This window comes from Streptomyces sp. NPDC005533, from assembly GCF_042871845.1.
GTDB lineage: Bacteria > Actinomycetota > Actinomycetes > Streptomycetales > Streptomycetaceae > Streptomyces.
Genome location: NZ_JBIAJH010000023.1, coordinates 48,791 through 72,330, shown reverse-complemented (window position 1 = coordinate 72,330; position 23,540 = coordinate 48,791). Strand labels below are relative to the sequence as shown.

21 protein-coding genes are annotated in these 23,540 nt (G+C 72.1%); all 21 read left to right on the top strand.

The window, feature by feature from the left end:
- The first annotated feature begins 465 nt into the window (after positions 1-465).
- The 21 genes from ACFYP3_RS23150 (at position 466) to ACFYP3_RS23050 (ending at position 23,347) form a co-directional block, all read left to right on the top strand.
- Positions 466-1,302: a TauD/TfdA family dioxygenase gene (locus tag ACFYP3_RS23150; protein WP_388835580.1), complete on the top strand. Its 837-nt coding sequence runs from the start codon at positions 466-468 to the stop codon at positions 1,300-1,302.
- Positions 1,299-2,525 (top strand): glycerate kinase, encoded by a 1,227-nt coding sequence (locus ACFYP3_RS23145; RefSeq protein ID WP_388835577.1) that lies wholly within the window; start codon positions 1,299-1,301, stop codon positions 2,523-2,525. The genes ACFYP3_RS23150 and ACFYP3_RS23145 overlap by 4 nt, the downstream gene beginning before the upstream one ends.
- Positions 2,522-3,637 (top strand): Ldh family oxidoreductase, encoded by a 1,116-nt coding sequence (locus ACFYP3_RS23140; protein WP_388835574.1) that lies wholly within the window; start codon positions 2,522-2,524, stop codon positions 3,635-3,637. Before ACFYP3_RS23145 ends, ACFYP3_RS23140 begins: the two co-directional genes overlap by 4 nt.
- Positions 3,634-4,758, top strand: a complete 1,125-nt coding sequence (locus tag ACFYP3_RS23135; RefSeq protein WP_388835571.1) for a pyridoxal phosphate-dependent aminotransferase — start codon at positions 3,634-3,636, stop codon at positions 4,756-4,758. The genes ACFYP3_RS23140 and ACFYP3_RS23135 overlap by 4 nt, the downstream gene beginning before the upstream one ends.
- On the top strand, positions 4,755-5,645 hold the full coding sequence (locus tag ACFYP3_RS23130) for an isocitrate lyase/phosphoenolpyruvate mutase family protein (protein WP_388835568.1): 891 nt from the start codon (positions 4,755-4,757) through the stop codon (positions 5,643-5,645). Before ACFYP3_RS23135 ends, ACFYP3_RS23130 begins: the two co-directional genes overlap by 4 nt.
- Positions 5,642-6,772, top strand: coding sequence for a thiamine pyrophosphate-dependent enzyme (locus ACFYP3_RS23125; protein ID WP_388835565.1), 1,131 nt, complete (start codon positions 5,642-5,644; stop codon positions 6,770-6,772). Before ACFYP3_RS23130 ends, ACFYP3_RS23125 begins: the two co-directional genes overlap by 4 nt.
- A complete protein-coding gene (locus tag ACFYP3_RS23120; protein ID WP_388835562.1) occupies positions 6,769-7,950 on the top strand; it encodes a phosphonoacetaldehyde reductase in 1,182 nt (393 codons plus the stop codon). The genes ACFYP3_RS23125 and ACFYP3_RS23120 overlap by 4 nt, the downstream gene beginning before the upstream one ends.
- Positions 7,932-10,064: an aminotransferase class V-fold PLP-dependent enzyme gene (locus ACFYP3_RS23115; RefSeq protein WP_388835559.1), complete on the top strand. Its 2,133-nt coding sequence runs from the start codon at positions 7,932-7,934 to the stop codon at positions 10,062-10,064. The genes ACFYP3_RS23120 and ACFYP3_RS23115 overlap by 19 nt, the downstream gene beginning before the upstream one ends.
- 1 nt (position 10,065) lies before the next feature.
- Positions 10,066-10,725, top strand: coding sequence for a class I SAM-dependent methyltransferase (locus ACFYP3_RS23110; RefSeq protein ID WP_388835556.1), 660 nt, complete (start codon positions 10,066-10,068; stop codon positions 10,723-10,725).
- A gap of 58 nt (positions 10,726-10,783) precedes the next feature.
- The gene (locus tag ACFYP3_RS23105; protein WP_388835553.1) at positions 10,784-11,476 is read left to right on the top strand and encodes an aspartyl/asparaginyl beta-hydroxylase domain-containing protein; all 693 of its coding nucleotides are present in this window, start codon (positions 10,784-10,786) and stop codon (positions 11,474-11,476) included.
- Positions 11,477-11,550: 74 nt separating this feature from the next.
- A complete protein-coding gene (locus ACFYP3_RS23100) occupies positions 11,551-12,810 on the top strand; it encodes a hypothetical protein (protein WP_388835550.1) in 1,260 nt (419 codons plus the stop codon).
- Positions 12,807-14,060: an MFS transporter gene (locus tag ACFYP3_RS23095; protein WP_388835547.1), complete on the top strand. Its 1,254-nt coding sequence runs from the start codon at positions 12,807-12,809 to the stop codon at positions 14,058-14,060. Before ACFYP3_RS23100 ends, ACFYP3_RS23095 begins: the two co-directional genes overlap by 4 nt.
- A gap of 57 nt (positions 14,061-14,117) precedes the next feature.
- A complete protein-coding gene (locus ACFYP3_RS23090; protein ID WP_388835544.1) occupies positions 14,118-14,855 on the top strand; it encodes an SDR family NAD(P)-dependent oxidoreductase in 738 nt (245 codons plus the stop codon).
- Positions 14,856-14,929: 74 nt separating this feature from the next.
- Positions 14,930-15,973 (top strand): alpha-hydroxy acid oxidase, encoded by a 1,044-nt coding sequence (locus tag ACFYP3_RS23085; protein ID WP_388835541.1) that lies wholly within the window; start codon positions 14,930-14,932, stop codon positions 15,971-15,973.
- Between the two features lie 91 nt (positions 15,974-16,064).
- The gene (locus ACFYP3_RS23080) at positions 16,065-16,355 is read left to right on the top strand and encodes a DUF3311 domain-containing protein (RefSeq protein WP_388835538.1); all 291 of its coding nucleotides are present in this window, start codon (positions 16,065-16,067) and stop codon (positions 16,353-16,355) included.
- Positions 16,356-16,498: 143 nt separating this feature from the next.
- Positions 16,499-18,571, top strand: a complete 2,073-nt coding sequence (locus ACFYP3_RS23075; protein WP_388835536.1) for a UvrD-helicase domain-containing protein — start codon at positions 16,499-16,501, stop codon at positions 18,569-18,571.
- A 301-nt stretch (positions 18,572-18,872) separates the two neighbouring features.
- Complete coding sequence (locus tag ACFYP3_RS23070) at positions 18,873-19,403, top strand: toxin-antitoxin system HicB family antitoxin (protein WP_388835533.1); 531 nt, start codon at positions 18,873-18,875, stop codon at positions 19,401-19,403.
- Between the two features lie 106 nt (positions 19,404-19,509).
- Positions 19,510-20,358, top strand: a complete 849-nt coding sequence (locus ACFYP3_RS23065; RefSeq protein WP_388835530.1) for a DUF4097 domain-containing protein — start codon at positions 19,510-19,512, stop codon at positions 20,356-20,358.
- A gap of 45 nt (positions 20,359-20,403) precedes the next feature.
- Entirely contained in the window at positions 20,404-21,417 is a 1,014-nt protein-coding gene (locus ACFYP3_RS23060; RefSeq protein ID WP_388835527.1) for an ATP-binding cassette domain-containing protein, read from the top strand.
- On the top strand, positions 21,414-22,211 hold the full coding sequence (locus ACFYP3_RS23055; protein ID WP_388835524.1) for an ABC transporter permease: 798 nt from the start codon (positions 21,414-21,416) through the stop codon (positions 22,209-22,211). The genes ACFYP3_RS23060 and ACFYP3_RS23055 overlap by 4 nt, the downstream gene beginning before the upstream one ends.
- 347 nt (positions 22,212-22,558) lie before the next feature.
- Entirely contained in the window at positions 22,559-23,347 is a 789-nt protein-coding gene (locus tag ACFYP3_RS23050; RefSeq protein WP_388835521.1) for a thioesterase II family protein, read from the top strand.
- Positions 23,348-23,540 lie beyond the last annotated feature (193 nt).

Below are 23,540 nucleotides of genomic sequence, written 5' to 3'. Positions count from 1 at the left end.
TCCATATCCGTCGTCGCACAAAAGCGTGCACGGCGCTTTCCGGAGGTGCTGTTTCCGCTGAATCGCCCGCCGGTTCCGCATTTCACGAACGCGTCTCCCCGGCGGGTGGAGCCGCCTTTTCCTGGGCCGCCGGGTCGACTGGCGTGCTGCCGTATTGGCGGCCTGAACAGGCGATATGAGGTCGGATGGTGCCTTCGTGATGCCCTGACGAACCCTTGGCGGACATGGATATCGCCATTTTCCGTTCGGTAAGACGGGTGGCGGCGTCCGATATGTAAAAGGTCTATTGACATTCGCTTCACGTTGATGATTCATTGCCGTGGATCGCGGCCCTCGCACGGACGACAGGGCTGCGGAGCGAAAGCTGACATTCTTATTTGGGGGACTGGACACGTGAGTTCTTGGACGCGTGGAGAAGCACGGCCTGAAGCGGCCGGTGCCCGAGCGGACGACGGGTTCGACGCGGTGCGCGTGGCCGTCACCGGCAGGCTGAAGGAGTTCCTCACCGCGCCCGACGAGTCCACCGCCGACGCGGACGCGGCCCGGGCGCAGCTGGAAGAGCTGGTGCTCGGGTACCTCGACGCCGGCGCCGGAGTGCTCGTCCTCACGGACCTGCCCGCGGACCTGGAACACGGAGAGCGCGCGGTGCTGCGCGCCACCCGGCTGCTCGGCACTCCGCTCCCGCAGAACCGCGAAGGCACCCTCATCCGTGAGGTGCGGGACCGGGGCGCGAGCATCAGCCAGCGCGGGCGCGTCCGTTACTCCGACACCCGGTTCGGCGGCGATCTGCACACCGACGGGGCGGAGGCCGCGCTGCCGGCCCCGGACATCTTCACCCTCTTCTGCGTACGGCAGTCCGCGGTCGGCGGCGCGCTCTCCTGCCTCCACATCCGCGACCTGGAGAAGACCCTGTCGCCGGACGTCCTGCGGACCCTGCGCGAGCCCTTCCACTTCGACCGCCGGGGCGACCAGCAGGAGGGCGGCGCCCGCACGGTGACCAAGCCCGTGCTGTTCACCCAGCGGAACCGACCGGCCGTCACCTACCTGCGCAGCTACATCGACCAGGGTCACGACCACCCCGAGGTGCCCGCGCTCACGGACGCGCAGCGCGCGTCCCTCGACGCGCTCGACGCGGCCATCGGCGCGAGCCGCAGCATCGTCACCGGCAAGCTGAACGAGGGCGAGCTGGCGCTGTTCGACAACCTCTCGCTGCTGCACGGCCGTACGGAGTTCCAGGACGACAGCGACCACACGCGGCTGCTCCTGCGCACCTGGGTACAGCGCGACACCACCGCGCGATGACCACCTCCCAGCGAGGTGACGCGCCACGCGGTGGCGCCCCGCGTCGCCCCGAGCCCGGCCCGAGCGTGGTCCTGCTGCCCAATTCCCTCCGGGGGTACGCGACGTCCGCCGAGGTCGCCGCCGCCCTCGCGGTGGGCGTACGGCGGGCCCGGCCCGCCGCCGGCCTCGTCGTCCGGTCCATCGCCGACGGCGGCGACGGCACGCTGGACGCCCTGTCCGACGCGCTCGGCGGTGTACGGCACCCCCTCGACGCGACGGACGCGCTGGGCCGCACCCGGCGGACCTCGTGGCTGGCCCTGGACGGGTCCACGGCGGCCGTCGAAACCGCGAGCCTGTGCGGGCTGGGGGCCCTGCGACCGGACGAGCTGGACCCCCTGCGGGCGAGCTCGGCCGGGGTGGGCCGGGCCATCGCGGCCGCGGTGTCCGCCGGAGCCACGAACATCCTGGTCGGGCTCGGCGGTACGGCGGTCGTGGACGGTGGGGCCGGGGCGCTGGCCGCGCTGGGAGCACGCTTCCTCGACGCCCGGGGAGGGCCGGTGACCCCGGTCCCCGGACACCTCGACGCAGTCGCCCGGGTGGACCTCTCGCCGGCACGGACGCTTCTGGCGGGAGTGAGCCTGCGGCTCCTCTCCGACGTACGGACCCCGCTCTCGGGGAACCTCGCGTCGTTCGGGGCGCAGAAGGGACTCACCGCACACGACCGGCCCACCGCGGTGCGCGCCCTCGGGCACCTGGCGGAACTCCTGGAGTCCGCCGGTCCCCTGGACGCGCCCGGCGGACCGGCCGGGCCGGGCGCCCGGGCCCGGTTCCACGAGCCCTGGTACGGGGCGGGCGGGGGCATCGGCTTCGGGCTCGCCTCCGTGGCGCGGACCACTGCCGGGAGCGGCTCCGAGGGGCTGCTGGCGATCGTCGACCCCGAAGGGGCCGTGGATTCGGCCGCGTTGGCCATCACCGCCGAGGGCGTGGTCGACGCCGCGACGTGGCACGGCAAGTTGCCGGGAGCCGTCGCCGACCGGCGCCGCGGCCGCGAACGGCCGACGGCCGTCGTGGCGGTCCGCTTCGAGGCACCGCTGCCGGACCGGTTCGTCAGCGCACATCTGATTTCCGAGGACACGCCGCCGCCCCGGGCCGTCACGGGGCCCGCCCTGTGGGAGGGCCTGGCGGACGCGGCGGAACGAGCATGCCGGACATGGCTTCGAGAAGGGCGACTTGAGCGCGTATGACTGTGACAGACGAGAAGGTTCTGACCCGTTTCACGACGGAGGCGCTCGTTTCCGCGGGTGCGCGGCGCGACGACGCCGAGCTCACGGCGGAGGTCCTGGTCTCCGCCGACCTCGCCGGGGTCGACAGCCACGGGGTGGCCCGGCTCCGCCGCTACGTGGAGGGGCTGCTGCGCGGCACCATCAGCGGTACGGCCCGGCCCGAGATCGTCCGCGAGCAGGGCGGGGTCACCGTCGTGGACGCGCACAACGGACTGGGCCAGCCCGCTCTGTGCTTCGCGCTCGACCTGGCCGTGGAGCGGGCCGCGGAGCACGGGGTGTCGGCGGTGGCCGTACGCCGTTCCAACCACATCGGGATCGCCGGCTGGTACGCCGAACGGGCTGCCCGCGCAGGTGCGTTCGCCCTGGTCACCACCAACGCCACCCCGCAGGTGGCGCCCACCGGGGCCGCCGAGCCGATGTTCGGCACGGATCCGGTGAGTTACGCCGTACCGACCTCCGGGGAGCCGATCTGCTACGACGCGGCCACCAGCATCGTCCCGCGCGGAAAGCTGGAGCGCCTGCACCGCGAGGGCCGGCCGATGCGGGCGGGCTGGGCGGTGGGCCCGGACGGGGAAAGCGCCACGGACATCCCGAAGGTGGTCGAGGGTCTCAAGGCGCGGGAGGGGTACGCCCTCCTGCCCGTCGGCGGCCTCGGCGAGGAGTTCGGGGGCCACAAGGGCTCGGGCATCGGCCTGCTCGCCGAGCTGTTGTGCGGGCCGCTGACCGGGGCCAGCTGGAGCCGGCACACGTACGGCGGTCAGGGCGGCGACCTGGGCCAGTTCGTCCTCTGCGTGGACCTGCGGGCCCTGGGCGACCCGGCGGCCATCACGGGCCGCGTCGGCGTCATGGCGGACGAGATCCGCGGTGCGCGCCGGGCCGACGCCGAGGTCCCCGTACGGCTGCCGGGTGACCGCCGCCGGCGGTCGGCCGCGGAGCGCAGGGCGCACGGCATCCCGCTGCTCCCGCCGGTCCTCGCCGACCTGGCGGAGATCGCGGCGCTCACCGGCCTCGAACCGATCGGCCCCGGCCCCGCCGGCACCGCGCCGGTCGCCCCGGCCGGAGCGTCCGCGTGAGCCGCGTACCGGGCACCGGGCTGATCGACCTGTCCTCCGGGCAGATCACCGAACCGCTGCCGGACGGCGCGGTCCGGGCGCTGCGCGAGGCGATGGCCGCGGAGCGGGTGACCGCGTACGCGCCCTCGTACGGGAACGCCGATCTGCGGGAGGCCGTCGCCGGGCACTACACGCGGCGCACCGGCGCCGCTGTGGACCCGGAGCGGGTGACGGTGACGGCGGGGGCCCGCCACGGGCTGTTCGCCGCGTTCGCCACGGTCGCGGCGGGCGGGGAGATCCTCGTCCCGCAGCCGCACTGGAGCCACTACCCCGGCGTGATCCGCAGCGCGGGCGCCACGCCCGTGCCGGTGGCGGGTGATCCGGAGCGCGGCATGCTGGTCGATCCGCGCCGGCTCGACCGCGCCCTGACGCCCCGGACCCGCGCCCTGCTGATCAACAGCCCGGTCAACCCGTCGGGCGCCTGCTACACCCCGTCGCGGATGCGGGCCCTGCGGGAATGGGCCGCGGAGCGCGACGTCCGGCTCGTCGTCGACGACGTCTACTGGGCGTACGCGGACTCCGTCGACGACCAAGTGGGCTCGTCGGCCGGGGAGATCGTGGTCGGCGGCGCCTCCAAGGTCCACGCCATGGCGGGGCTGCGCATCGGCTGGGTGTGGGCGGACCCGGAGTACCTGGCTCCGCTCCGCGCGGTCGTCGAGTACACCACCGGGCCCGTCTCGGGTCTCTCGCAGTCCGCCGTGGCCGCCGTACTCGGCGACGCGCGGGCCGTCGAGGCCCGGGCCGCGCGCCTGGCGCAGATGCGGGGCCATGCCGTGCGGGCGATGTCCGGCATCCCGTTGCTGACCCCGGTCCCTGCGGCCGGGGGCATCTACCTCTGCCTGGATGCCACCGAGGCACTGCCGCACGGCATCTACGGGGCCACGGACGACGTCGGGCTGTGCCGTGCGCTGGAGCGGCGCGCCGGTGTGCGCCTGCGCGCCGGATCGACCTTCGGCATGCCCGGATTCCTTCGGCTGTGCGTGGCGGAGCCGCCACGCGTGATCACCGACGCGGCGGGCCGACTCGCAGGCCGCCTGCACGTGGCCGTCAACGGACTTTCTTCACTGAGGAGCACATCATGACCATCGTCACCGCCCACGGCGCCACCGCGACCGCCCCCCGGGCGTTCGTACTGCGCGAGGCCTTCGAGGACAAGCGGCTGATCAAGGTCGCCGGAGCCCACGACGGGATGTCCGCGCGACTGGCCGAAGAGGCCGGGTTCAACGCCGTGTGGGCCTCCGGACTGGAGATCTCGGCGGCGCACGGCCTGCCCGACGTCAGCCTGCTCGGCATGTCCGAGTACCTCGCCGGCGCCACCGCGATGCACCACGCGGTCTCGGTCCCGGTGGTCGCGGACTGTGACACCGGTTTCGGCGGCAACCTGAACGCCGCGTTCACGATGATGCGGTACGAGGCCGCGGGCATCGCCGGAGTGTGCATCGAGGACAAGATCTTCCCCAAGCGCAACAGCTTCCTGGAAGCCGGTCAGGAACTGCTCGACGCGGACGAGTTCGGCCGGAAGCTGGAGGCCGCGAAGAGCGCGCAGACCCGCTCCGAGACCGTACTGATCGCCAGGACCGAGGCGTTCATCTGCGGGCTCGGTCTCGACGAGGCGCTGCGCCGCTGCCACTCCTACGTCGACGCGGGCGCGGACGCCGTCCTCGTCCATTCGAAGAGGGCGGACTCGAGCGAGATCGTCTCCTTCATGAAGGAGTGGGACCACCGGGCTCCGGTGGTCGTCGTACCGACCACCTACTCGGCGTTCTCGGCCGACGAGGCCAAGGCGGCCGGGATCTCCATGGTGATCTACGCGAACCAGGGCATGCGCTCCATGGTCAAGGCCGTACGGGACACCTGGGCCACCGTGCTGGCGGACGGGTCGACGGTCGCGGTCGAGCCGCACATCGCCACGGTGAAGGACATCTTCGCCCTGTCCGGCATCGACCAGTGGCTCGGTGAGGACCGATGACCGCGACGACCGTGTCCGCCGACGCGTTCGTGTCCGCGCTGCACGCCTACGGGGTCCGCAAGGTCACCGGCGTGCCGTGCGGCCATCTCGCCGGGCCCTGGACCCTGTTCGACGAGGCCGGACTGCTGACCCCGGCGGCCTCCGAGGGCGCGGCCCTGTCGATCGCGGCCGGCTGGGAGCTGGCCGGGCAGACCTCCGTGGTGCTGTGCCAGAACTCCGGCTTCGGCAACCTGGTCAATCCGCTCACCTCGCTGGTGCTGCCGTACCGGATACCGGTGCTGGTGGTGATGACGATGCGCGGCTGGCCGGACCCGGAGGACGACGAGCCGCAGCACGCGGCGATGGGCACCTCCACGATCGGCATGCTGGAGACGTACGACGTGCCGTACGCGGTCCTGGGCGAAACCACGCTGGAGGACGCGCTGGCGCGGGCGGCCGAAGCCCGGGCACACGACCGCCCGTTCTTCCTCCTGGTGCCCCGGGGCGCCATCGGCCGCGCGGACACCGCCGCGGCCGTGGCCGCCGAGCCGGCGGCGGGACGCCTCACCCGCCCCCTGGCGGTGTCGGCCCTGATGGCGGAGCTCACCGACGAGCTGCTGGTGACCACCACGGGGTACCTCTCGCGGCAGGCGCACCACGAGCGGGACCGTCCGGGAACCTTCTACATGCAGGGTTCGATGGGCCACGCCGGCGCCATCGGCGTCGGTCTCGCGACCGCCGGTCCCTCGCGCCGGGTCGTCGTCCTGGACGGCGACGGCGCCTTCCTGATGCACCTGGGCACCGGATCTACCATCGGAGCCTCGGGCGCGGAGAACCTCGTCCACATCGTGGTCGACAACGGCTGCTACGAGTCGACGGGCTGCCAGACGACCACCACCGGTGCGATGGACTGGGCGGCCCTGGGGCACGGCCTCGGCTACCGAGCGGTGCTGACCTGCGAGGACCCCGCCGAGCTGGTCGGGACGCTGCGCACCGCGCTCGGCACGCCCGGGCCGGTGTTCTGCGCCCTGACGGTCGTCCCGACGCCGGGCGAGGTACACCCGCGGGCCACGGCTTCCACGGGGCCGCTGGACATCGTCAAGCGGTTCCGGCAGGCCGCGGCGCCCGGCTCCCTGGACGGCTCATGACGGCACGGACGAGGGAACGGGAGACGGCCCTGCTCGGCGGACGGGGCTCCTTCGCCGGGGTCCCGGGGCTGCTGACGGGCCGCCGGGTGCTGGTGGTCGCCAGCAAGGGGACGCTGCACCGGACGCGGGCCGAGCGCTGGCTGCCGCCCGAGGCGGAGGTGTTCACCGGGTTCTGCCCGAACCCCGGTGTGGAGCACGCGGTGCAGGCGGCGCGGCGGCGCGCCGAGTGGGGCGCCGATCTGGTCATGGGAATCGGCGGGGGCTCGGCCCTCGACGTGGCCAAGGCCGCCGCGCTGCTGCCGGCCGACGCCGACCAGGCCGAGGAGACGATCCTGGGCCGGCGCCCGCCGGCCGGGAACGGAACGGAGCTGCTGCTGGTCCCGACCACGGCGGGGACGGGCAGTGAGGTCACGCAGTTCGCCACCCTCTACCGGGGACGGCGCAAGGTCTCGCTGGACACCCCGCGGGCCCGGGCCGACGCGGCCGTGGTGGACCCGGCACTGACCGACTCCTGCCCGCCCGCGGTGACCTGGAGCTGCGCGTTCGACGCGCTGGCGCACGCGGTGGAGTCCCTGTGGTCCGTACGGTCCACCGAGCTCTCCCGCGCCCACGCGCGGGAGGCGCTGCGGCGCATCGTCACGATCCTGCGCGAGGCGGACGAGACGCCGAGCCGCGGCGAACGCGACGCGCTCAGTGAGGCGGCCACCCGCGCGGGGCAGGCCATCGACATCACACGGACCACGGCCGCCCACGCGCTGTCCTACCCGCTGACCGCCCGACTGGAGATCCCGCACGGGCTGGCCTGCGCGCTCAATCTCATCTGGTTGATGCCCCTGGTGGAGCGGGCCGGACCGCGGGACGTCCTCGACGAACGGGGTCCGGACACGGTGCGCGCCGCGGTGTCCGTCCTCGGCTCGCTCTTCGGCTGCGGTCCCGGAGAACTGGGCGACCTCCTCGGTGACCTGGTCGCCCGGCGGATCGCCTCGATCGGGGTCCGGCTGGCGGAACAGCCCTCCGACGAACTCCTCGGGCTCCTCGTCGCGGAGGGGCTGGCCTCGAACCGGATGGGCGGCATGCCCGTCCGGCTGGAACCGGAGCAGGCCCACGCGGGACTGCGGCGAACGCTCGCCGCCCACCTCGGCGGAGCGGGGGACGGCGCATGCGCAACTACCGGGTGACCGGGCCGGTCGAGGTCCCGGAGTCCACGCTCCGGCGGATGACCGAGCGGATGATCAGCCACCGTTGTGCGGAGTTCCGGGTCCGGCTGGCCGAGGTCACGCGCCGGCTCGGGCCGCTGTTCGGAACCCGACAGCCGGTACTGGCCCTGACCTGCTCGGGAACCGGAGGCCTGGAGGCCGCCGCCGCGTCCGTGCTGCGGCCGGGCGACCGGGTGCTCTCCGTGCAACTGGGCTACTTCGGCGAGCGGTTCGCCGAGATCGCGGAGCACCACGGCGCCGTGGTGGACGTCCTGGCCGCACCCTGGGGCCGGCTGCCGTCCGCGGCGGAGCTCGCCACGCGGATCGCGAACGGGTACGACGCCGTCCTGCTGACCCACAGCGAGACGTCCACAGGAGTACTCGCCCCGCTGCGGGAATGGGCACGAGCGATCCGGGCGGCGAGCGACTGCCTGATCCTCGTGGACGTGGTCAGCAGCCTCGGCGCCGCCGAGATCGCCTTCGACGAGCTCGGGCTCGACGTGGCGGTGGGCGTCACGCAGAAGGCACTGGCCTGTCCGCCGGGGCTCTCCCTCGTGGTGGCCTCGGAGCGGGCGCTCGCCCGCGCCGCCGCTCCCGGTGCGGGCAGCTACTACCTGAGCCTGGCCCGCGCCGCCGAGCACGCGGAGCAGGGCACCACCACGTACACCCCGGCCCTGTCGGTGGTCTACGCGCTGGAGGCGGCCGTCGCCGACATCGAGCGCGAGGGCGTCGAACGGGTGTGGCGGCGCCATGCCGACACCGCCGCGAGGTGCAGGGCCCGGGCCCGGGCGCAGGGACTGACCGTGATCCCGGCCGAAGCCCACTGTTCGCCGACGGTCACGGCGGTACGGCTGCCAGTTCCCGAGGCGGAGGCGGTGCGCGAGGTCCTGTCGACCGAGCACGACGTGTGGGTGTCCTCCGGGCGCGGACCGTGGAAGGACGAGGTCCTCCGGATCGGCCACATGGGCCCGGCCGAGCCGGCGGACGTGGACGCGTGCGTCACCGCCATCGGCGCCGTGCTGCGTACCGTACGGGAACGGCACGAGCCGCCCGGCCCCGCGCCGGCGGGCACCGGGGCACGCGCGCTGACCAGCCGGAGCGTCGGATCGGCGGACGAACTGGGACCCGAATGGGACGGCCTGGTAGCGGAGTTGGACGCCCCTGTGTTCAACACCCGGGCCTTCCTGCGCGCGTACGAGCACCACCCGGTGCAGCGGATCACCGACCCGCAGTACCTGGAGATCCGCCGGGACACGGGCGAACTGGTGGCCGTGGCGCCCACGTACCGACAGGGCGACCCGCTGGGACTTCTCGGCCTGGCCGAGGGGGAGCAGGCCCTGCTGTCCCCGATGTGGCACAGCCCCGACACCCGGCTGCTGGCCACCGACGAGGAAGCACTCGACGCGCTGCAACGGGCGTTCGGCGCGCGGGCGGCGGAACTGGACGCCCCGCTCTGGGGGTTCGTCAACGTCAGCGCCGACGCGGACCTGGTGAAGGTCCTGGAGAGCAGGCGGTTCCGGCGCAAGACCCTGGTCCCGCGCTGGACCCTGCGGCGCGAGGACGCGCCGGACCGGCAGGGCTACCTGGCGGGGATGCGGAAGTCGACCTCGCACGACTACAAACGCCAGTTGCGGCGCTACGAGGAGCGGGCGTTCGGCCTGGTGCACCGGGCGGACTACGACGGGCTGGTCCCGCTGCTGGAACTCGTGGCGGCGAGCGCGGCCCGGACCGGGTCCCCGAAGTACTACGACCCGCTGAAACTCGCCGCGTTCCTGCGGGAGCTCGACGGGCCGGTGCGCGTGGTGGAGATCCGCAGTCACGAGGGCGAGACCCTGGCCGTCGGCATCTGCTTCCTGGAGGAAAACAGGCTCCAGGCCTGGGCCGGTGGCTATATCCGAGGCCGCGCGGACCTCAAATTCAGTCCCTACTACGCACTGTGGTGGGAAATCGTGGAACTCATGTGGCAGTCCGGAGTCGCAACGATCGAATGCGGGCGGCTGAACGAAACCTTCAAGGAAAAGATGCTCCTGATTCCGCAGGAGCTGGTGGCGATGATCGGCCCGTCTCCGGACGAAGACCTGACCAAGGAGAATTGACATGGAATCGACGCAGGACACCCTGATCGACAGCCAGCTCGGCTACTACCGTGCGCGGGCCACGGAGTACGACGCCACGTTCGTGCCGTACATGGATCCGGGCCTGCCCAGCGCCCTGGCCCGGCTCCGCTCCGGGAGCATCCGGGGCGAGGTGCTGGAACTGGCCTGCGGAACCGGCTACTGGACCCCGTACCTGGCGGCGGTGGGAACCTCCGTCACCTGCCTGGACGGCTCCCCGGAGATGATCGCCGAGGCCGGCCGGCACGGGCTGGCGAACGTCTCGTTCCGGCAGCAGGACCTCTTCGACTGGGACCCGGAGCAGGAGTTCGACAGCGTGTTCTTCGCGCACTGGCTCGCCCACGTGCCCGATGAGCGCTTCGACGCCTTCTGGGCCTCGGTGCGCAAGGCCGTCCGTCCCGGCGGTGTCGTTGAGTTCGTCGACGTGACCGCCCGTCACCGCGAGCTGGAGCAGCAGGACGACAGCGAGCCCGAGGTCGCGGTCCGCCGTTCCCTGGCGGACGGCCGCACCTTCCGCATCGTCAAGGTCTTCCGCGACCCGGCCGAGCTGACGCGGCGGCTGACGGCCCTGGGGTGGTCGTGCGAGATCGACGAGATACACCCGGGATTCCTCTACGCCTCCTGCCGCCCAGCCGGCAGCTGAATCCCTTTTCGTCATCGACCGGTTTACCGAACAAGAGAATGAACATGAGGAGGAGCTCATGAAGGGTTCGCTGAGCATCAATCAGCCTGCCGTTCGCAATGCGATCAACCGGTACTTCCTGAAGCGCAGCGGAGGAGACAGCCGCTTCCGGATCATGTCGCCGTACGCACTCTTCCCCGAATCCAAGAAGCTCGACTACCAGTTCGACCAGATCAAGGCCGAAGTCGACAAGCTCATCCAGGCGCGCGACGTCCGCCCCTACGGAGACATCGACCCGCTGCGGGCGGCCGAGGTCTCGGAGAACTGGCGGCTCTACTACGCCTACATGCTCGGCGAGACCAACCCCGAGGCGTACCGGGACTGCCCGACCTTCATCGACTTCGCCGAGCGCACCCCCCGCGTGGTGAACGCGATCATCGCGATCCTCGAACCCGGCGTGACGCTGAAGGCCCACAAGGGGCCCTTCGCCGGCATCCTGCGCTACCACCTCCCGCTCACCGTGCCCGTGAACAACCCTCCTCGCCTGCGGGTGGACAAGGAGATCCACACGTGGAAGGAGGGCGAGGCGATCCTCATCGACGACACCTTCGAGCACGAGGTGTACAACGAGAGCGACGGCGACCGCGTCATGCTGATCGTCGACATCCGGCGCCCCATGGGGCTGGTCCCGGACCTGGTCAACCGCCTGAGCCTGCGCCTCAAGCGCAAGTGGGCCGGTCAGTTCATCGAGCAGTCGAACGGCGACATCTAGCCCGCGACCGCCGACCTGCCGGGGGCACCGGGGGCTGCGCAGCCCCCGGTGCCCCCTCTGACCGAGAGACAGACATGAGATTCCTGATCCTCAATCGGCTCCCCCTGTCCGGACTCCGATTTCCCGACTGGCTGGGGCCGGCCCACGAAGCCGTGCTCCTCACCGATGCCGCCGCCCTGTCGGCGGATCCCGGTGAGCGGGCCGCGCAGCTCGCCGGGTACGCCCACGTGGAGGTGGTGCAGGACTACCACTTCAACCCGCTGGTCGAGCTCCGGGCCCTCACCCTGCACGCGGGACACCCCTTCGACCGGGTGATCGCCCTGTCCGAGTTCGACCTGCTCCGCGCCGCCCGGCTGCGGGGCCTGTTCGGCGTTCCCGGGCAGGACGTGCGCAGCGCCACCGCCTTCCGCGACAAGGTGCGCATGAAGGAGCTCCTGCGGGCCGCGGGCATACCCGTGGCCGACCACGCTCCCGCGGCGAGCTTCGCGGACGTGCACCGCTTCGTCGAGGAGCAGGGCTACCCGGTGGTGGTGAAACCCCGCAGGGGCGGCGGCTCGGTGGGCGTCCACGTCCTGGAGCACCCGGAGGACCTGCGGGACCTGCTCGGTGCCTGCCCGGAACTGGGCACCGACGACGGCGCCCAGCTGATGTGCGAGCGGTACGTCGAGCACGAGCTGTTCCACGTGGACGGCATCTTCGCGAACGGCGAGGCCAAGCTGATGTGGCCGTCGTCCCAGGGCGACAGCTCGTGTCTGGACATCATCGCGGGGCTCTCCCTGCACAGCGCCCTGCTGGACCCCGAGGACCCGCTGCTCGATCCGCTGCTCGACCTCACGCGCCGCGCCCTGACCGCGCTCCCGACGCCCGACAGCTTCCTGTTCCACGCGGAGGTCTTCCGCACCCCCGACGGCGAGCTCTACTTCAACGAGGTCGCCAGTCGCATGGGCGGCGGGCTCATCGACCAGATGGTGACGCTGGGGTTCGGCATCGCCCTGCCCGAGGTGCTGGTCAGGTCCCTGGCGGACAACGACCCGGCCCCGGTGCCCTCCTCGCCGCTGACGAGCGCGGGCCTGTCCCTCTTCCCGCCGCGCGCGGGAACGCTCGTACGCATCCCGCAGGACTGCCCGGTCCCGGGCGTGGTCGCGTACCAGCGGCACGCGGAGCCCGGCACGGTCCTCGTGGCCGCACAGGCGAGCGTGGAGAAGATCGGCGCGGTCCTGGCCACCGGATCCTCGCGTGCCGAGGTCGAGGCGACGCTCGCCGCCGCCGGCCGGTGGTTCGAGGAGTCGACGCGGATCACGACGGGGGACGTGACGGGGGAGGAGACGGGTTGAGCGGCGGAAAGCCGGCAGCGGCCGTCCGGGCCGTACTGCCGAAGTCCAGGTCGGTGTGGGTGCTGGCCCTGGCGACCCTGACGGCCAGCACCGGGCACGGAACCGTGGTCACCATCTCGGTCCTCTACTTCACCCGGGCGGTGGAGATCCCGGCCGCCAGGGTGGGTCTCGGGCTGACGATCGCCGCCGTGGTGGGCATGGCCGTCAGCATTCCCGCCGGTCATCTCGCGGACGCGCTCGGCGCGCGGAAGGCGTCGATCGCCTTCGTCCTGCTCCAGGGCCTGACCCTGTGGGGGTACGCCCGGGTCGGCGGGTTCACCGGGATGCTGATCGCGGCCAGCCTGGTCGCGGTCGCGGAATCGGCGTCCAACGCCTCCCGCGGGGCGCTGATCGCCCACGCGATCCCCGCGAAGGACCGGGTCCGTACCCGTGCCTACCTGCGGTCGGTGACCAACGTGGGCTTCTCGATCGGCACCGTGCTGGGCGGACTGGCGCTGAGCCACGACACACCGGCCGTGTACGCCGCCGAACTGATCGGCGGCGGCAGCATGTTCGTCGTCTCGGGCCTCGCCTACCTCTGGCTGGCGGAACCCGGCCGGGTGCCGAAGCCGTCCAGCGCCGCGCGGTGGCTCGTGCTGCGGGACCGTCCCTTCGCCGTCGTGGGCCTGATCAACGCCGTGCTCATCATGAACGCGGGGATCCTCAACATCGCCCTGCCGATCTGGATCGTGGAGGAGACCCACGCCCCGGCCTCGGCCTTCGCCGCGCTGCTGCTGGTCAACACCGTGCTCGTGGTGCTCTTCCAGGTACCCGTGAGCAAGGGGGCGGAGGACGTACGGGGAGGGGCGCGGGCGCTGCTCCGGTCGGGCTTGTGGCTGGCCTCGTGCTGCGTGGTCATCGCGCTGGCGGCAGGCCGCTCGCCCTGGGTGGCGCTGGCCCTCCTCGCGGTCGGCGTCGTCCTGCACACCATGGGGGAGCTGCTGTACAGCGCCGGTACCTGGGCCCTCTCCTACGAACTGGCCCCCGACCACGCGCAGGGCCAGTACCAGGGCATGTTCGGCCTGACCTCGCAGCTGGGCATCGCGATCACCCCCGCGGTCACGGCGGTACTGATCGTCCGGTACGGCTGGGTCGGCTGGGTCGTCCTGGCCGCCGTCATGGCCACGGCGGGCCTCGCCGCTCCGGCCGTGGCCCGCTGGGCCGAACGCTCCCGCCCCGGCGCCCCCGCACCGGTCCCGGCGGCGACGTAGGCCCGCTCCACAAGATCGACGTACGCTGACCGGGCTCACAGCAATCGGAGGACGAGGATGCAAGGACGACAGAAGGTCACCGTCGTCACGGGCGGCAGCCGGGGCATCGGGGCCGCGATCTGCCGGCGGCTGGCGGCCGAGGGCCATGACGTGGTGGTCGGCTACCGGTCGAACGAAGCGGCCGCCCACGCCGTCGCGGCCGATGTGGAGGCGGCCGGCCGACGGGTCCTGGCCGTCGCCGTGGACACCGCCGACGAGCACGGCGTCGCCGCGCTCTTCGAGACCGCGGCCGGCGTGCTGGGCCCGGTCACCGGCCTGGTGAACAACGCGGGGGTGAGCGGCCCCAACGGGCGCCTCGTCGACGCCGACCCCGCCGAGATGCGGGCGGCTCTGGACGTCAACCTGCTCGGCTACCTGCTCTGCGCGCGCCAGGCCGTGCGTGCGATGAGCGCCTCCGGCGGCGGCTGCGTCGTCAACGTCTCCTCGGCCGCGGCGACGCTCGGCTCGCCGGGACAGTACGTGCACTACGCCGCCGCGAAGGCCGCGGTCGACGCCTTCACGGTGGGCCTGTCGAAGGAGGTCGCCGCCGACGGCATCCGGGTCAACTGCGTGGCTCCGGGCACGGTGTGGACGGACTTCCACGAAGACCCGCAGCGGCCCGCCAAGGTCGCCGGGAACATTCCGATGGGGCGCGCGGGCCGGCCGGAAGAGATCGCCGGAGCCGTTGCCTGGCTGCTGTCCGACGACGCCGCGTACGCGACGGGCGCGGTGCTGAGGGTCGCCGGAGGCCTGTGACGCGCCTCTGGCGGGGGCCCGGTGAGCACGAGCCGCCCGCAGGAAGACCCGTGGAAGGGGGAAAGGTGAGCAGAGTGGCACGGTCCGGATCGGCGCTGGAGGACTCCGCGCGCGCGGTGCTCGCGCCGGGCGCCTACGACTTCTACGCGGCCGGATCGGGAGAGGAGCTCAGCCGCGACGAAGCGGCCGACGCCTGGCGCTCGTACCGCTTCCTCCCGCGGGTCCTGCGCGATGTCTCCCGGGTCGACACCGGAATCGAACTGCTGGGAGAGCGACTGGGTTCACCGGTGCTCGCCGCGCCCACCGCCTTCCACGCCATGGCGCACCCCGAGGGCGAGATCGCCACCGCCCAGGGCATCGGGGACGCGGGCCAGCTCATGGTCCTCTCCTCCCGGGCCACGTCCCCCGTCGAAGAGGTCGGGGCGGCGGCGGGACCCTGGTGGTTCCAGGTCTACGTCCTGCGGGACCGCGAGATCACCGCACGCCAGGTACAGCGGGCGGTCGCGGCCGGAGCGCGGGCGCTGGTCCTCACGGTCGACGCCCCGTACGTGGCGACCAAGCCGCGCGTGACCAGGCCGCTGCCCCTGCCCCGGGACGCCCACGCGCGCGACGTGGGCGTGGACACCCGGACGGCTGACTGGGAGCAGGACCCGTCGATCGGCCTGCCGATCATCGACTGGCTCAGGGCGGAGTCGGGCCTCCCGGTCCTGGTCAAGGGCGTACTGCGGACCGATGACGCGCTCGCCTGCCGTGACGCGGGCGCGGCCGGGATCATCGTTTCCAACCACGGCGGCCGCCAGCTCGACCGCGCCCTGCCCACCGCGCACGCCCTGCGCCCGGTGGTGGAGGCGCTGGCCGGCGACCTCCCGGTGCTGGTCGACGGTGGCATCCGCAGCGGTACGGACGTACTGACGGCTCTGGCGCTCGGCGCCGACGCGGTCCTCATCGGCCGCCCGATCCTGTGGGCCCTGGCCGTCCGCGGCCGGGCGGGCGTACGGTCGCTGCTCGACGCGTACCGGACCGAACTCGCCGAAGCCATGGCCCTCGTGGGCGCCCGCTCGCCCGAGGAGATCGGCTTCGACCTCCTCGCCCCGGGAAGCGGACGCCCGGCACACTGACTCGTCGGTGAACGCGTGGCCGCCGGAGTATTAAACTGGGGATCACAGAGACGGCCGGTCACCGGAACCACGTGCAGGACGGGGCATACCCATGGCGACGGATCCAGGGGCGCCCGGGGCGAAGCCACCGGCGGTGACACCGGTCCGCGTGATCATCAGCTTGTGCCTGTTCGCGCCGTTCGGGGCGATGTTCTGGGTCGGTTCGTACGCCAAGGTCGAACCCATGCTCGGCGGAGTCCCCTTCTTCTACTGGTACCAGATGGCCTGGGTCCTGATTTCGAGCGCGCTGACCCTGACCGCCTACAAGCTGTGGAAGCGCGACCGGACGTTCCGCCGGACCGGGACACGGCGAGACGAACAGGGCCGCCCGCCCGGCAACTGACCGCCCCCGGGCGAGGCCCGGAGCGCCGCCGTCGCGTCGACGGGGCGCGTCGACGGGGGAGGGCCGGTGGGGCGGGAGGCGCCCTGCCGCTGCCGTTGCTTTCCGTCCTATGATCGCCACTCCGCGTACGAGGGGGGCTCGGCATGGGGGCAGGCGGGGCGGGATCGCAGCGGGCGCAGGAGGCGCGACGGCAGGAGCGGTTGCTCCGGGAGCAGTGGCAGGCCGCCCGCCGGCAGGCGTTGAGGTGGCGAGCGGTCGGCGAGGGCGAGCGGCGGGTCCTCGCACAGCTGTTGGTGCTGACCGCGCGCGGCTGGCGCCTGCTCGTCGACCGGCACTGGGCGGCCGCGGCGCGGACCGCCCGCGCGAACGTGCTCCTGGTGGGGCCCGGCGGTGTCTTCGTCATCGACGTCACGGCCGGCGGCGAACCCACCGAGGAGCAGGCGGCCAAGCTGCTCGCCGCGACCAAGGCCGCCGAGAGCGCGGTGGCGTCCCTCGGGATGTCGCCCGTGGCCGTACAGCCGGTCATGGTGTTCGCCGGACGGCGCCACGACGCCGGACTCGGCCGGATACGGCTCCTCGGCGAGCACGAGATCGGTCCCGTGCTGCTGGCGCAGCCGCACAGGCTGCGGGCGGAGTCGGTCCGGGCGATCGCCGACCACCTGGAGCGGGTGCTCCCCGACCACGTGGGCGCGGCGGTCGACCAGCAGGCGTCCTCCGCGCCCGAGCCCCACCGACCGGGCGCTCCGGACGGGTTGTTCGATCTGGAAGGGCTGCGCGACGCGGCCCTGGAGGGCGCGAGGCGCGCGCCGATCGAGCAGTGGATGACCTTCCTCCACCCCGACCAGGTCGCACTGGTGCGCCGCAACTGGTCGGGTCCGGCACGCATCAGCGGGCCGGCGGGCACCGGCAAGACGGTCGTCGCCCTGCACCGGGCGGCCCACCTCGCCAGGCGGACCACCGGCCGCATCCTGTACGTCACCTTCGCCAACAACCTGCCCCGCGTGCAGAGCACCTTCCTCAGGGCCATGGCTCCGGCCGTCGCCGACCGCGTGGACTTCCGCAGCCTGCACTCCTGGGCCCAGGAGTTCCTGCAGGAGAGGGGCGTACCGGTGCGGCTGCACGGAGACAAGGCCGAGACCGCCTTCAGCCTCGCCTGGAAGAACGTCGGCCGCGACAGCCGACTGGCCGAGCTCGATCCGGCGCCGACCTACTGGCGCGAGGAGATCGACTACGTCATCAAGGGGCGGGGCCTCACCGGCTTCGAGGAGTACGCGACCGTCCACCGGCGGCGCCGGAGGGCGAGCCTGCACCGGACGCACCGGCGGGCGGTGTGGGAGCTGTACGAGGCGTACGAGTCGCTGCGCGGCGAGCGCGGGGTCCACGACTTCAACGACGTCCTCTCCCTCGCCCTGGCCGAAGTGACGCGCCGGCCCGAGCGGCCCTCGTACGCGGCCGTCATCGTGGACGAGGTGCAGGACCTCACCCTGGTCGGGGTGCGCCTCCTGCACGCGCTCGTCGGTGACGTGCCCAACGGCCTGCTGCTCGTGGGAGACGGCCAGCAGACCGTGTACCCGGGTGGTTTCCGCCTCGGCGACGCGGGCATCGACATCCGCGGCGACCGCGGGCAGGTCCTGCGCACCAACTACCGCAACAGCAGGCAGATCCTGGACGCGGCCCTCGCCGTCGTGGCCGACGACGCGTTCGAGGACCTCGACGGCGTGCGCACCCCGGGCCGCCGCGACGTCGACCTCACCTACCACGACGGGCACGTCGTACGCGTCACCCGGCCCACGGTCGACGCCCAGGACAGGGAACTCCTGGACGCCTTGCGCTCCCTGCCCGGGGGCGCGCCGGCCGACACCGCCCTGCTGTGCCCCTCCATGCGGGCCGTCGGCCACTACCAGCGGCTGCTCACCCAGGCGGGCATCCCGGTGTGCCCGTTGGAGCACTACGACGGCCACGCCGTCGACGCGGTGAAGCTGGGCACCTACCGCCGGGCCAAGGGCCTGGAGTTCAAGAACGTCTTCCTGCCCCAGCACGACGCGGTGTTCGCGAGCGGGACGGCGGCCGACGCGGCGGGCGGTACGGAGAGCGCCCAGACGGCCCGGGAGCGTGCGGAGCTGCTGCGCAGCCGGCTCTTCGTGGCCATGACCCGGGCCCGCGACCTGCTGTGGCTCGGCAGCGTCAGCCGTGTCTCCGACACAGGCACGGGGTGAGGCGGGCCGCCGGGGCCGTAGGTCCCCCCCTGCGCAAAGTCCCCCGGCGCACCGTTTCCGATCAATGCGCGGGGGTGGGGGCCTTTGTCCTGTCGACGGGACGGCGCGGGACCGGTGACGCCGCGCCGTCCCCGGGTGGCGCCGCATGGCACCGCGGTGGCGCGGCGGTGCCGCGCTGACGCCATGTGGCTCAGGGTGGCGCAACCATGGCGCCGCGCCTGACCTGCGGGTTTGTGAGTAGTGGCAGATGTGGCGCCAGATTGGCTCGCCATGGCGCCATATGTGTGTCATGCTGGGGGACATGGACCTCACGCCCTATGTCGCCAGTCTTCGCCGCGAGCTCGCGGTGGCCGCCGAAGCGGGCGGCGACGATGCTCGCGCTCTCGCCGAGCGCATCACCGCACCGCTAGAGTCGGCAGCCAGACTCACCCTCCTGAACGCCCTGTCGGACGCCATGGGTGAGGTCACCCGGGAGCTCGCTCCGGGCTCGGTGGACGTACGGCTGCGCGGGCTCGAGCCCGAGTTCGTCGTGACGGCGCCGCCGAAGGACGAGCCCTTCGTGGCGCAGGGCTACGAGGAAGCGCATGCCCTGCCCGCCGTGCCGATCGCGCCGGAAGGAGAGGACAGCAGTACCGCACGCATCAACCTCCGACTCCCCGGCCACGTCAAGGCACGCGCCGAGCAGGCGGCCGCGCGGGAGGGGCTCTCGCTCAACGCCTGGCTCGTCAGGGCCGTTTCGGGCGCGCTCGAGCCGGGCGGCGGACGGCAGGGTGACGCGCCGGCCCCCCAGCGCGGGGGTGGCAGGAAGAGCTTCACGGGCTGGGTGAGCTAGCCCCACCGCAGCACTGTTTCGGCGTGCGAGAGGCCGACCACTCTCGCGTCAATCTTCACGTCCCCGCAGCGGGGGCGATCACCAGACTCACGAGGACGGGACAGTCATGCCTTCTTACGACACCAAGGGACCCATCACCGCGAACATCCACGTCGAGGTCGGTGTCGCCCGGATCAGCGCCGGGGACCGGACCGACGCGGTCGTCGAGGTCCACCCGCGCACCGCCGGGGACAAGGACGACCAGCGCGCCGCCGACGAGACCAAGGTCGACTTCTCCGACGGCACGCTGACGGTCCGTACGCCGAAGGCGCGCGGTCTGTTCTCCGCCCGCGGCTCGGTCCTGGTCGAGGTCTCGCTGCCGCAGGGTTCGCGGCTCCTCGGGACGCTGGAGATGGGCGACATCAGCTGCAAGGGGACGCTGGGCGAGTGCGAGGTCCGCACCAGCGCCGGCGACATCCGGCTCGACCAGGCCGGTCCGGTGCGGCTGAAGACCCAGCACGGGGACGTGCAGCTCGACACGGCGACGGGCGACGTCGACGTCACCACCGGCTCGGGCGACGTGCGGGTCCGCACGATCGGCGGCGACGCCGACATCAAGAACTCCAACGGCAACACGTGGCTGGACGACGTGGCGGGCGACCTGCGGCTGAAGGTCGCCAATGGAAACATCACCGTCGGCCGGGCGCAAGGGTCGGTGACGTCAAAGAGCTCGAATGGCAACGTACGCATCGAGGAAGTGGCGCGCGGCACGGTGGAGCTCCAGACTAAGGCGGGCAACCTCGAAGTCGGGATCCGCCAGGGGACTGCCGCCTGGCTCGACATCAACTCCCAGTCCGGGACGGTCTACAGCACCCTCGGATCCGCCGAAGGCCCCACAGAGGGCGCGGAGACCGTCAAGGTGCACGCGAGGACCAGCCTCGGTGACATCACCATCCAGCGTGCGCACGGCGCCTGACGCCAGAGCTCTGCCTCGCAACTGCTACGAAATGGAGGGGGCACGATGAGTGCCGCGACCGAACAGAAGGCCCCGCCCACGGGGATCAGCGCAGTCGGCCTGCGCAAGTCGTACGGCGAGAAGGTCGTACTCGACGGGATTGACCTGCAGGTGCAGGCGGGCACGATCTTCGCGCTGCTCGGTCCGAACGGGGCGGGGAAGACCACCACGGTCCAGATCCTCTCCACGCTCATCGCCGCCGACGGTGGCGAGGCGGCCGTGGTGGGGCACTCGCTGGAACGGGACCCGGAAGCGATCCGCCGCGAGATCGGCGTCACCGGCCAGTTCGCCGCGGTGGACGGGCTGCTGACCGCCGAGGAGAACATGCTCCTCATGGCGGACCTGCACCACCTGGACCGGGCGGAGGGCAAGCGCCGCACCGCCGAATTACTCCGGCAGTTCGAACTCACCGAGGTGGCCGGCAAGATGGCCTCCACCTTCTCCGGCGGCATGCGCCGCAAGCTGGACCTGGCGATGACCCTCGTCGGCAACCCCAGCCTGATCTTCCTCGACGAGCCGACGACCGGCCTCGACCCCCGCAGCCGCCGCACCATGTGGGCGCTCATCCAGCAGCTGACCGCCCAGGGCGTCACCATCTTCCTCACCACGCAGTACCTGGAAGAGGCCGACCAGCTCGCCGACCGCATCGCCGTCCTCGACAAGGGCAAGATCGTCGCCGAGGGCACCGCGGACGAGCTCAAGAGCCGCATCCCCGGCGGGCACATCCGCCTCCGCTTCGCGGACGAGTACAGCCTCGACGCCGCCGCCCGCCGGCTCGGCCTCGACGAGGCCGCCCGCGACGAGGAGAAGCTCACCCTGCAGATCCCGAGCGACGGCAGCATCCCCGCGCTGCGCGCCGTCCTCGACCTGCTGGAGGGCGCCGGAGTCACGGCGGACGCACTGACCGTCCACACGCCCGACCTGGACGACGTCTTCCTCGCCCTCACCGGTGACGGCTCGCGCCACCACGCGACCACCGTTCCCAGCCCCGCCAACACGGCGCAGGAGGCCCGCCGATGAGCACCACGTACGCGATGCGCGACTCGATGACGATGCTGCGCCGCAACCTCAAGCACGCACAGCGCTACCCCTCGATGACGATCTCGATCGTCGCGATGCCGATCCTGATGCTCCTGCTGTTCGTCTACGTCTTCGGCGGCGCGCTCGGCGCCGGCATCCAACTGCCCGGTGGCGGTACGGGTGACCGAGGCGACTACACCAACTTCGTGGCCCCCGGCATCCTCCTGATGGCGGCCACCGCCGGTGCCGTCTCGACGGCCGTGTCGGTCTGCACGGACATGACCGAAGGCATCATCAACCGCTTCCGGACCATGTCGATCGCACGCTCCTCGGTGCTGACCGGGCACGTGGTGGGCAACGTCATCCAGACCATGATCAGCCTGGTCCTGGTCATCGGAGTCGCGCTCCTGGTGGGCTTCCGGCCCAACGCCACGGTCGTCGAGTGGCTCGCCGCCCTCGGCATCCTGGCCCTGCTCGCCTTCGGTCTCAGCTGGCTGTCCGCGGCGATCGGTCTGGGCTCCAGCAGCGTGGAGGCGGCGAGCAACGCGCCCATGCCGCTGACCTTCCTGCCCTTCCTCGGCAGCGCCATCGTCCCGCCGGAGTCCATGCCCGTCGGACTGCGCTGGTTCGCCGAGTACCAGCCCTTCACCCCGATGACCGACACCCTCCGAGGCCTGCTCATGGGGACGGAGATCGGCAACAGCGCGTGGCTCGCGCTCGGTTGGGGCGTCGTCCTCAGCGTCCTCGGCTACTTCTGGGCCCGCTCCGCCTTCAACCGCGAGGCGAAGAGCTGACCCTCCCGCACCACGCGAGAACCCGAACGGGGCTGCCCGGCCGAGAGGCCGGGCAGCCCCGTTCCTCGTGTTCCCCCGCCGGCCGTCCCGTCGACGGGACAGCAGGAGCGAAAGGAACGGGGCGGGGTGGCCGAAAACGCAAGGAGGAATCGCTCACCAGTACCCGTCCGGCAGGGCTGTGCGGGCATTCCTTGCCTCGCTGCGGGGCCACTCCTACGATCAATTGCGGAAGTGCGGGAAATAGGCCGTGACCGATCCGGCCGACTGCACCGGCGCACCCGGTAGTGCATTCCACTTTCTGGTTTCTGCTTTCCGCTTCCACCGAAATCCGCAGAGGGGTCATGGTCATGCACACGCGCAGCCACGCAACGGAAGCCGACGCCGGACTGGTCGTCGAAAGCCCCTTCATATGGCGGGCGCGACGGCCCGGTCACCGTCACCAACTGATCTGTTTTCCGCAGGCGGGCGGCGGCGCGGGAGCCTTCTCCGACTGGGTCCGGGAACTCCCGTCCGACATCGAGGTCGTCGCGGTGCAGCTGCCCGGCCGGCAGAACCGGATCATGGAGGACCCCGCCACCGAGGTCGGCCCGCTGGTCCGGGCCCTGATGCAGGCCCTGCGGCCCGTCCTGGACGGCCCGTTCTCCTTCTTCGGCCACTCCTGCGGGGCCCTGCTGGCCTTCGAGCTGGCGCTGGCGCTCCAGTCGCGCGGCGGTCCCCGGCCGGCCCACCTGTTCCTCTCCGGCCAGGCCTCGCCCGTGCCCTTCCGCGACCGCCCCCAGCTGCACGGACTTTCCGACGAGGAGTTCCGCGCCGAGGTACTGCGGCTCGGCGGCTTCGACGAGGAGCTCGCCGACGACGAGGACGCCATGGACGCCCTGCTGCCGTCCGTCATGGACGACTTCGCGCTCTGGGAGCAGCACGCCATGCCCGTCGACGCGCGGCTGGACGTGCCCATCACCGCACTGGTCGGCGAGTCCGACAGCCGGGCGCCGCTGAACGAGATGGAGACCTGGGGCGCGCACACGGACACCGCCTTCGACCTGCGTGTCTACCCCAGCGGGCATTTCTATCTCTTCGAGCCCGGACTGAGCTCCGAGCTGCTCGAATTCATCGCCGGTACGGTGCTGGAGCCCTAAGCTCCCCAACAGGTCGCACCGCAAGCGGTGCGGTTTTCCGCGGGCAATTCCTGTGTGGCAGCTTTTTCGGGCTTGCCGCACCGCCCGCCGGCTGAGATCAATGAGAAATCAAACCCACGAGATTCCTGTCTTCATGTCCAACCATTGGGGGATGGTCGCTTTGTGCTCGTTCCATGACACGGCGGTGCCGGTG

Excerpts from the sequence above, each read along its gene's own strand:
- ACFYP3_RS23145 (WP_388835577.1), top strand. The coding sequence starts at position 1,299 with ATGACCACCTCCCAGCGAGGTGACGCGCCACGCGGTGGCGCCCCGCGT.
- ACFYP3_RS23140 (WP_388835574.1), top strand. The coding sequence starts at position 2,522 with ATGACTGTGACAGACGAGAAGGTTCTGACCCGTTTCACGACGGAGGCG.
- ACFYP3_RS23130 (WP_388835568.1), top strand. The coding sequence starts at position 4,755 with ATGACCATCGTCACCGCCCACGGCGCCACCGCGACCGCCCCCCGGGCG.
- ACFYP3_RS23125 (WP_388835565.1), top strand. The coding sequence starts at position 5,642 with ATGACCGCGACGACCGTGTCCGCCGACGCGTTCGTGTCCGCGCTGCAC.
- ACFYP3_RS23120 (WP_388835562.1), top strand. The coding sequence starts at position 6,769 with ATGACGGCACGGACGAGGGAACGGGAGACGGCCCTGCTCGGCGGACGG.
- ACFYP3_RS23115 (WP_388835559.1), top strand. The coding sequence starts at position 7,932 with ATGCGCAACTACCGGGTGACCGGGCCGGTCGAGGTCCCGGAGTCCACG.
- ACFYP3_RS23110 (WP_388835556.1), top strand. The coding sequence starts at position 10,066 with ATGGAATCGACGCAGGACACCCTGATCGACAGCCAGCTCGGCTACTAC.
- ACFYP3_RS23105 (WP_388835553.1), top strand. The coding sequence starts at position 10,784 with ATGAAGGGTTCGCTGAGCATCAATCAGCCTGCCGTTCGCAATGCGATC.
- ACFYP3_RS23100 (WP_388835550.1), top strand. The coding sequence starts at position 11,551 with ATGAGATTCCTGATCCTCAATCGGCTCCCCCTGTCCGGACTCCGATTT.
- ACFYP3_RS23090 (WP_388835544.1), top strand. The coding sequence starts at position 14,118 with ATGCAAGGACGACAGAAGGTCACCGTCGTCACGGGCGGCAGCCGGGGC.
- ACFYP3_RS23080 (WP_388835538.1), top strand. The coding sequence starts at position 16,065 with ATGGCGACGGATCCAGGGGCGCCCGGGGCGAAGCCACCGGCGGTGACA.
- ACFYP3_RS23075 (WP_388835536.1), top strand. The coding sequence starts at position 16,499 with ATGGGGGCAGGCGGGGCGGGATCGCAGCGGGCGCAGGAGGCGCGACGG.
- ACFYP3_RS23070 (WP_388835533.1), top strand. The coding sequence starts at position 18,873 with ATGGACCTCACGCCCTATGTCGCCAGTCTTCGCCGCGAGCTCGCGGTG.
- ACFYP3_RS23065 (WP_388835530.1), top strand. The coding sequence starts at position 19,510 with ATGCCTTCTTACGACACCAAGGGACCCATCACCGCGAACATCCACGTC.
- ACFYP3_RS23060 (WP_388835527.1), top strand. The coding sequence starts at position 20,404 with ATGAGTGCCGCGACCGAACAGAAGGCCCCGCCCACGGGGATCAGCGCA.
- ACFYP3_RS23055 (WP_388835524.1), top strand. The coding sequence starts at position 21,414 with ATGAGCACCACGTACGCGATGCGCGACTCGATGACGATGCTGCGCCGC.
- ACFYP3_RS23050 (WP_388835521.1), top strand. The coding sequence starts at position 22,559 with ATGCACACGCGCAGCCACGCAACGGAAGCCGACGCCGGACTGGTCGTC.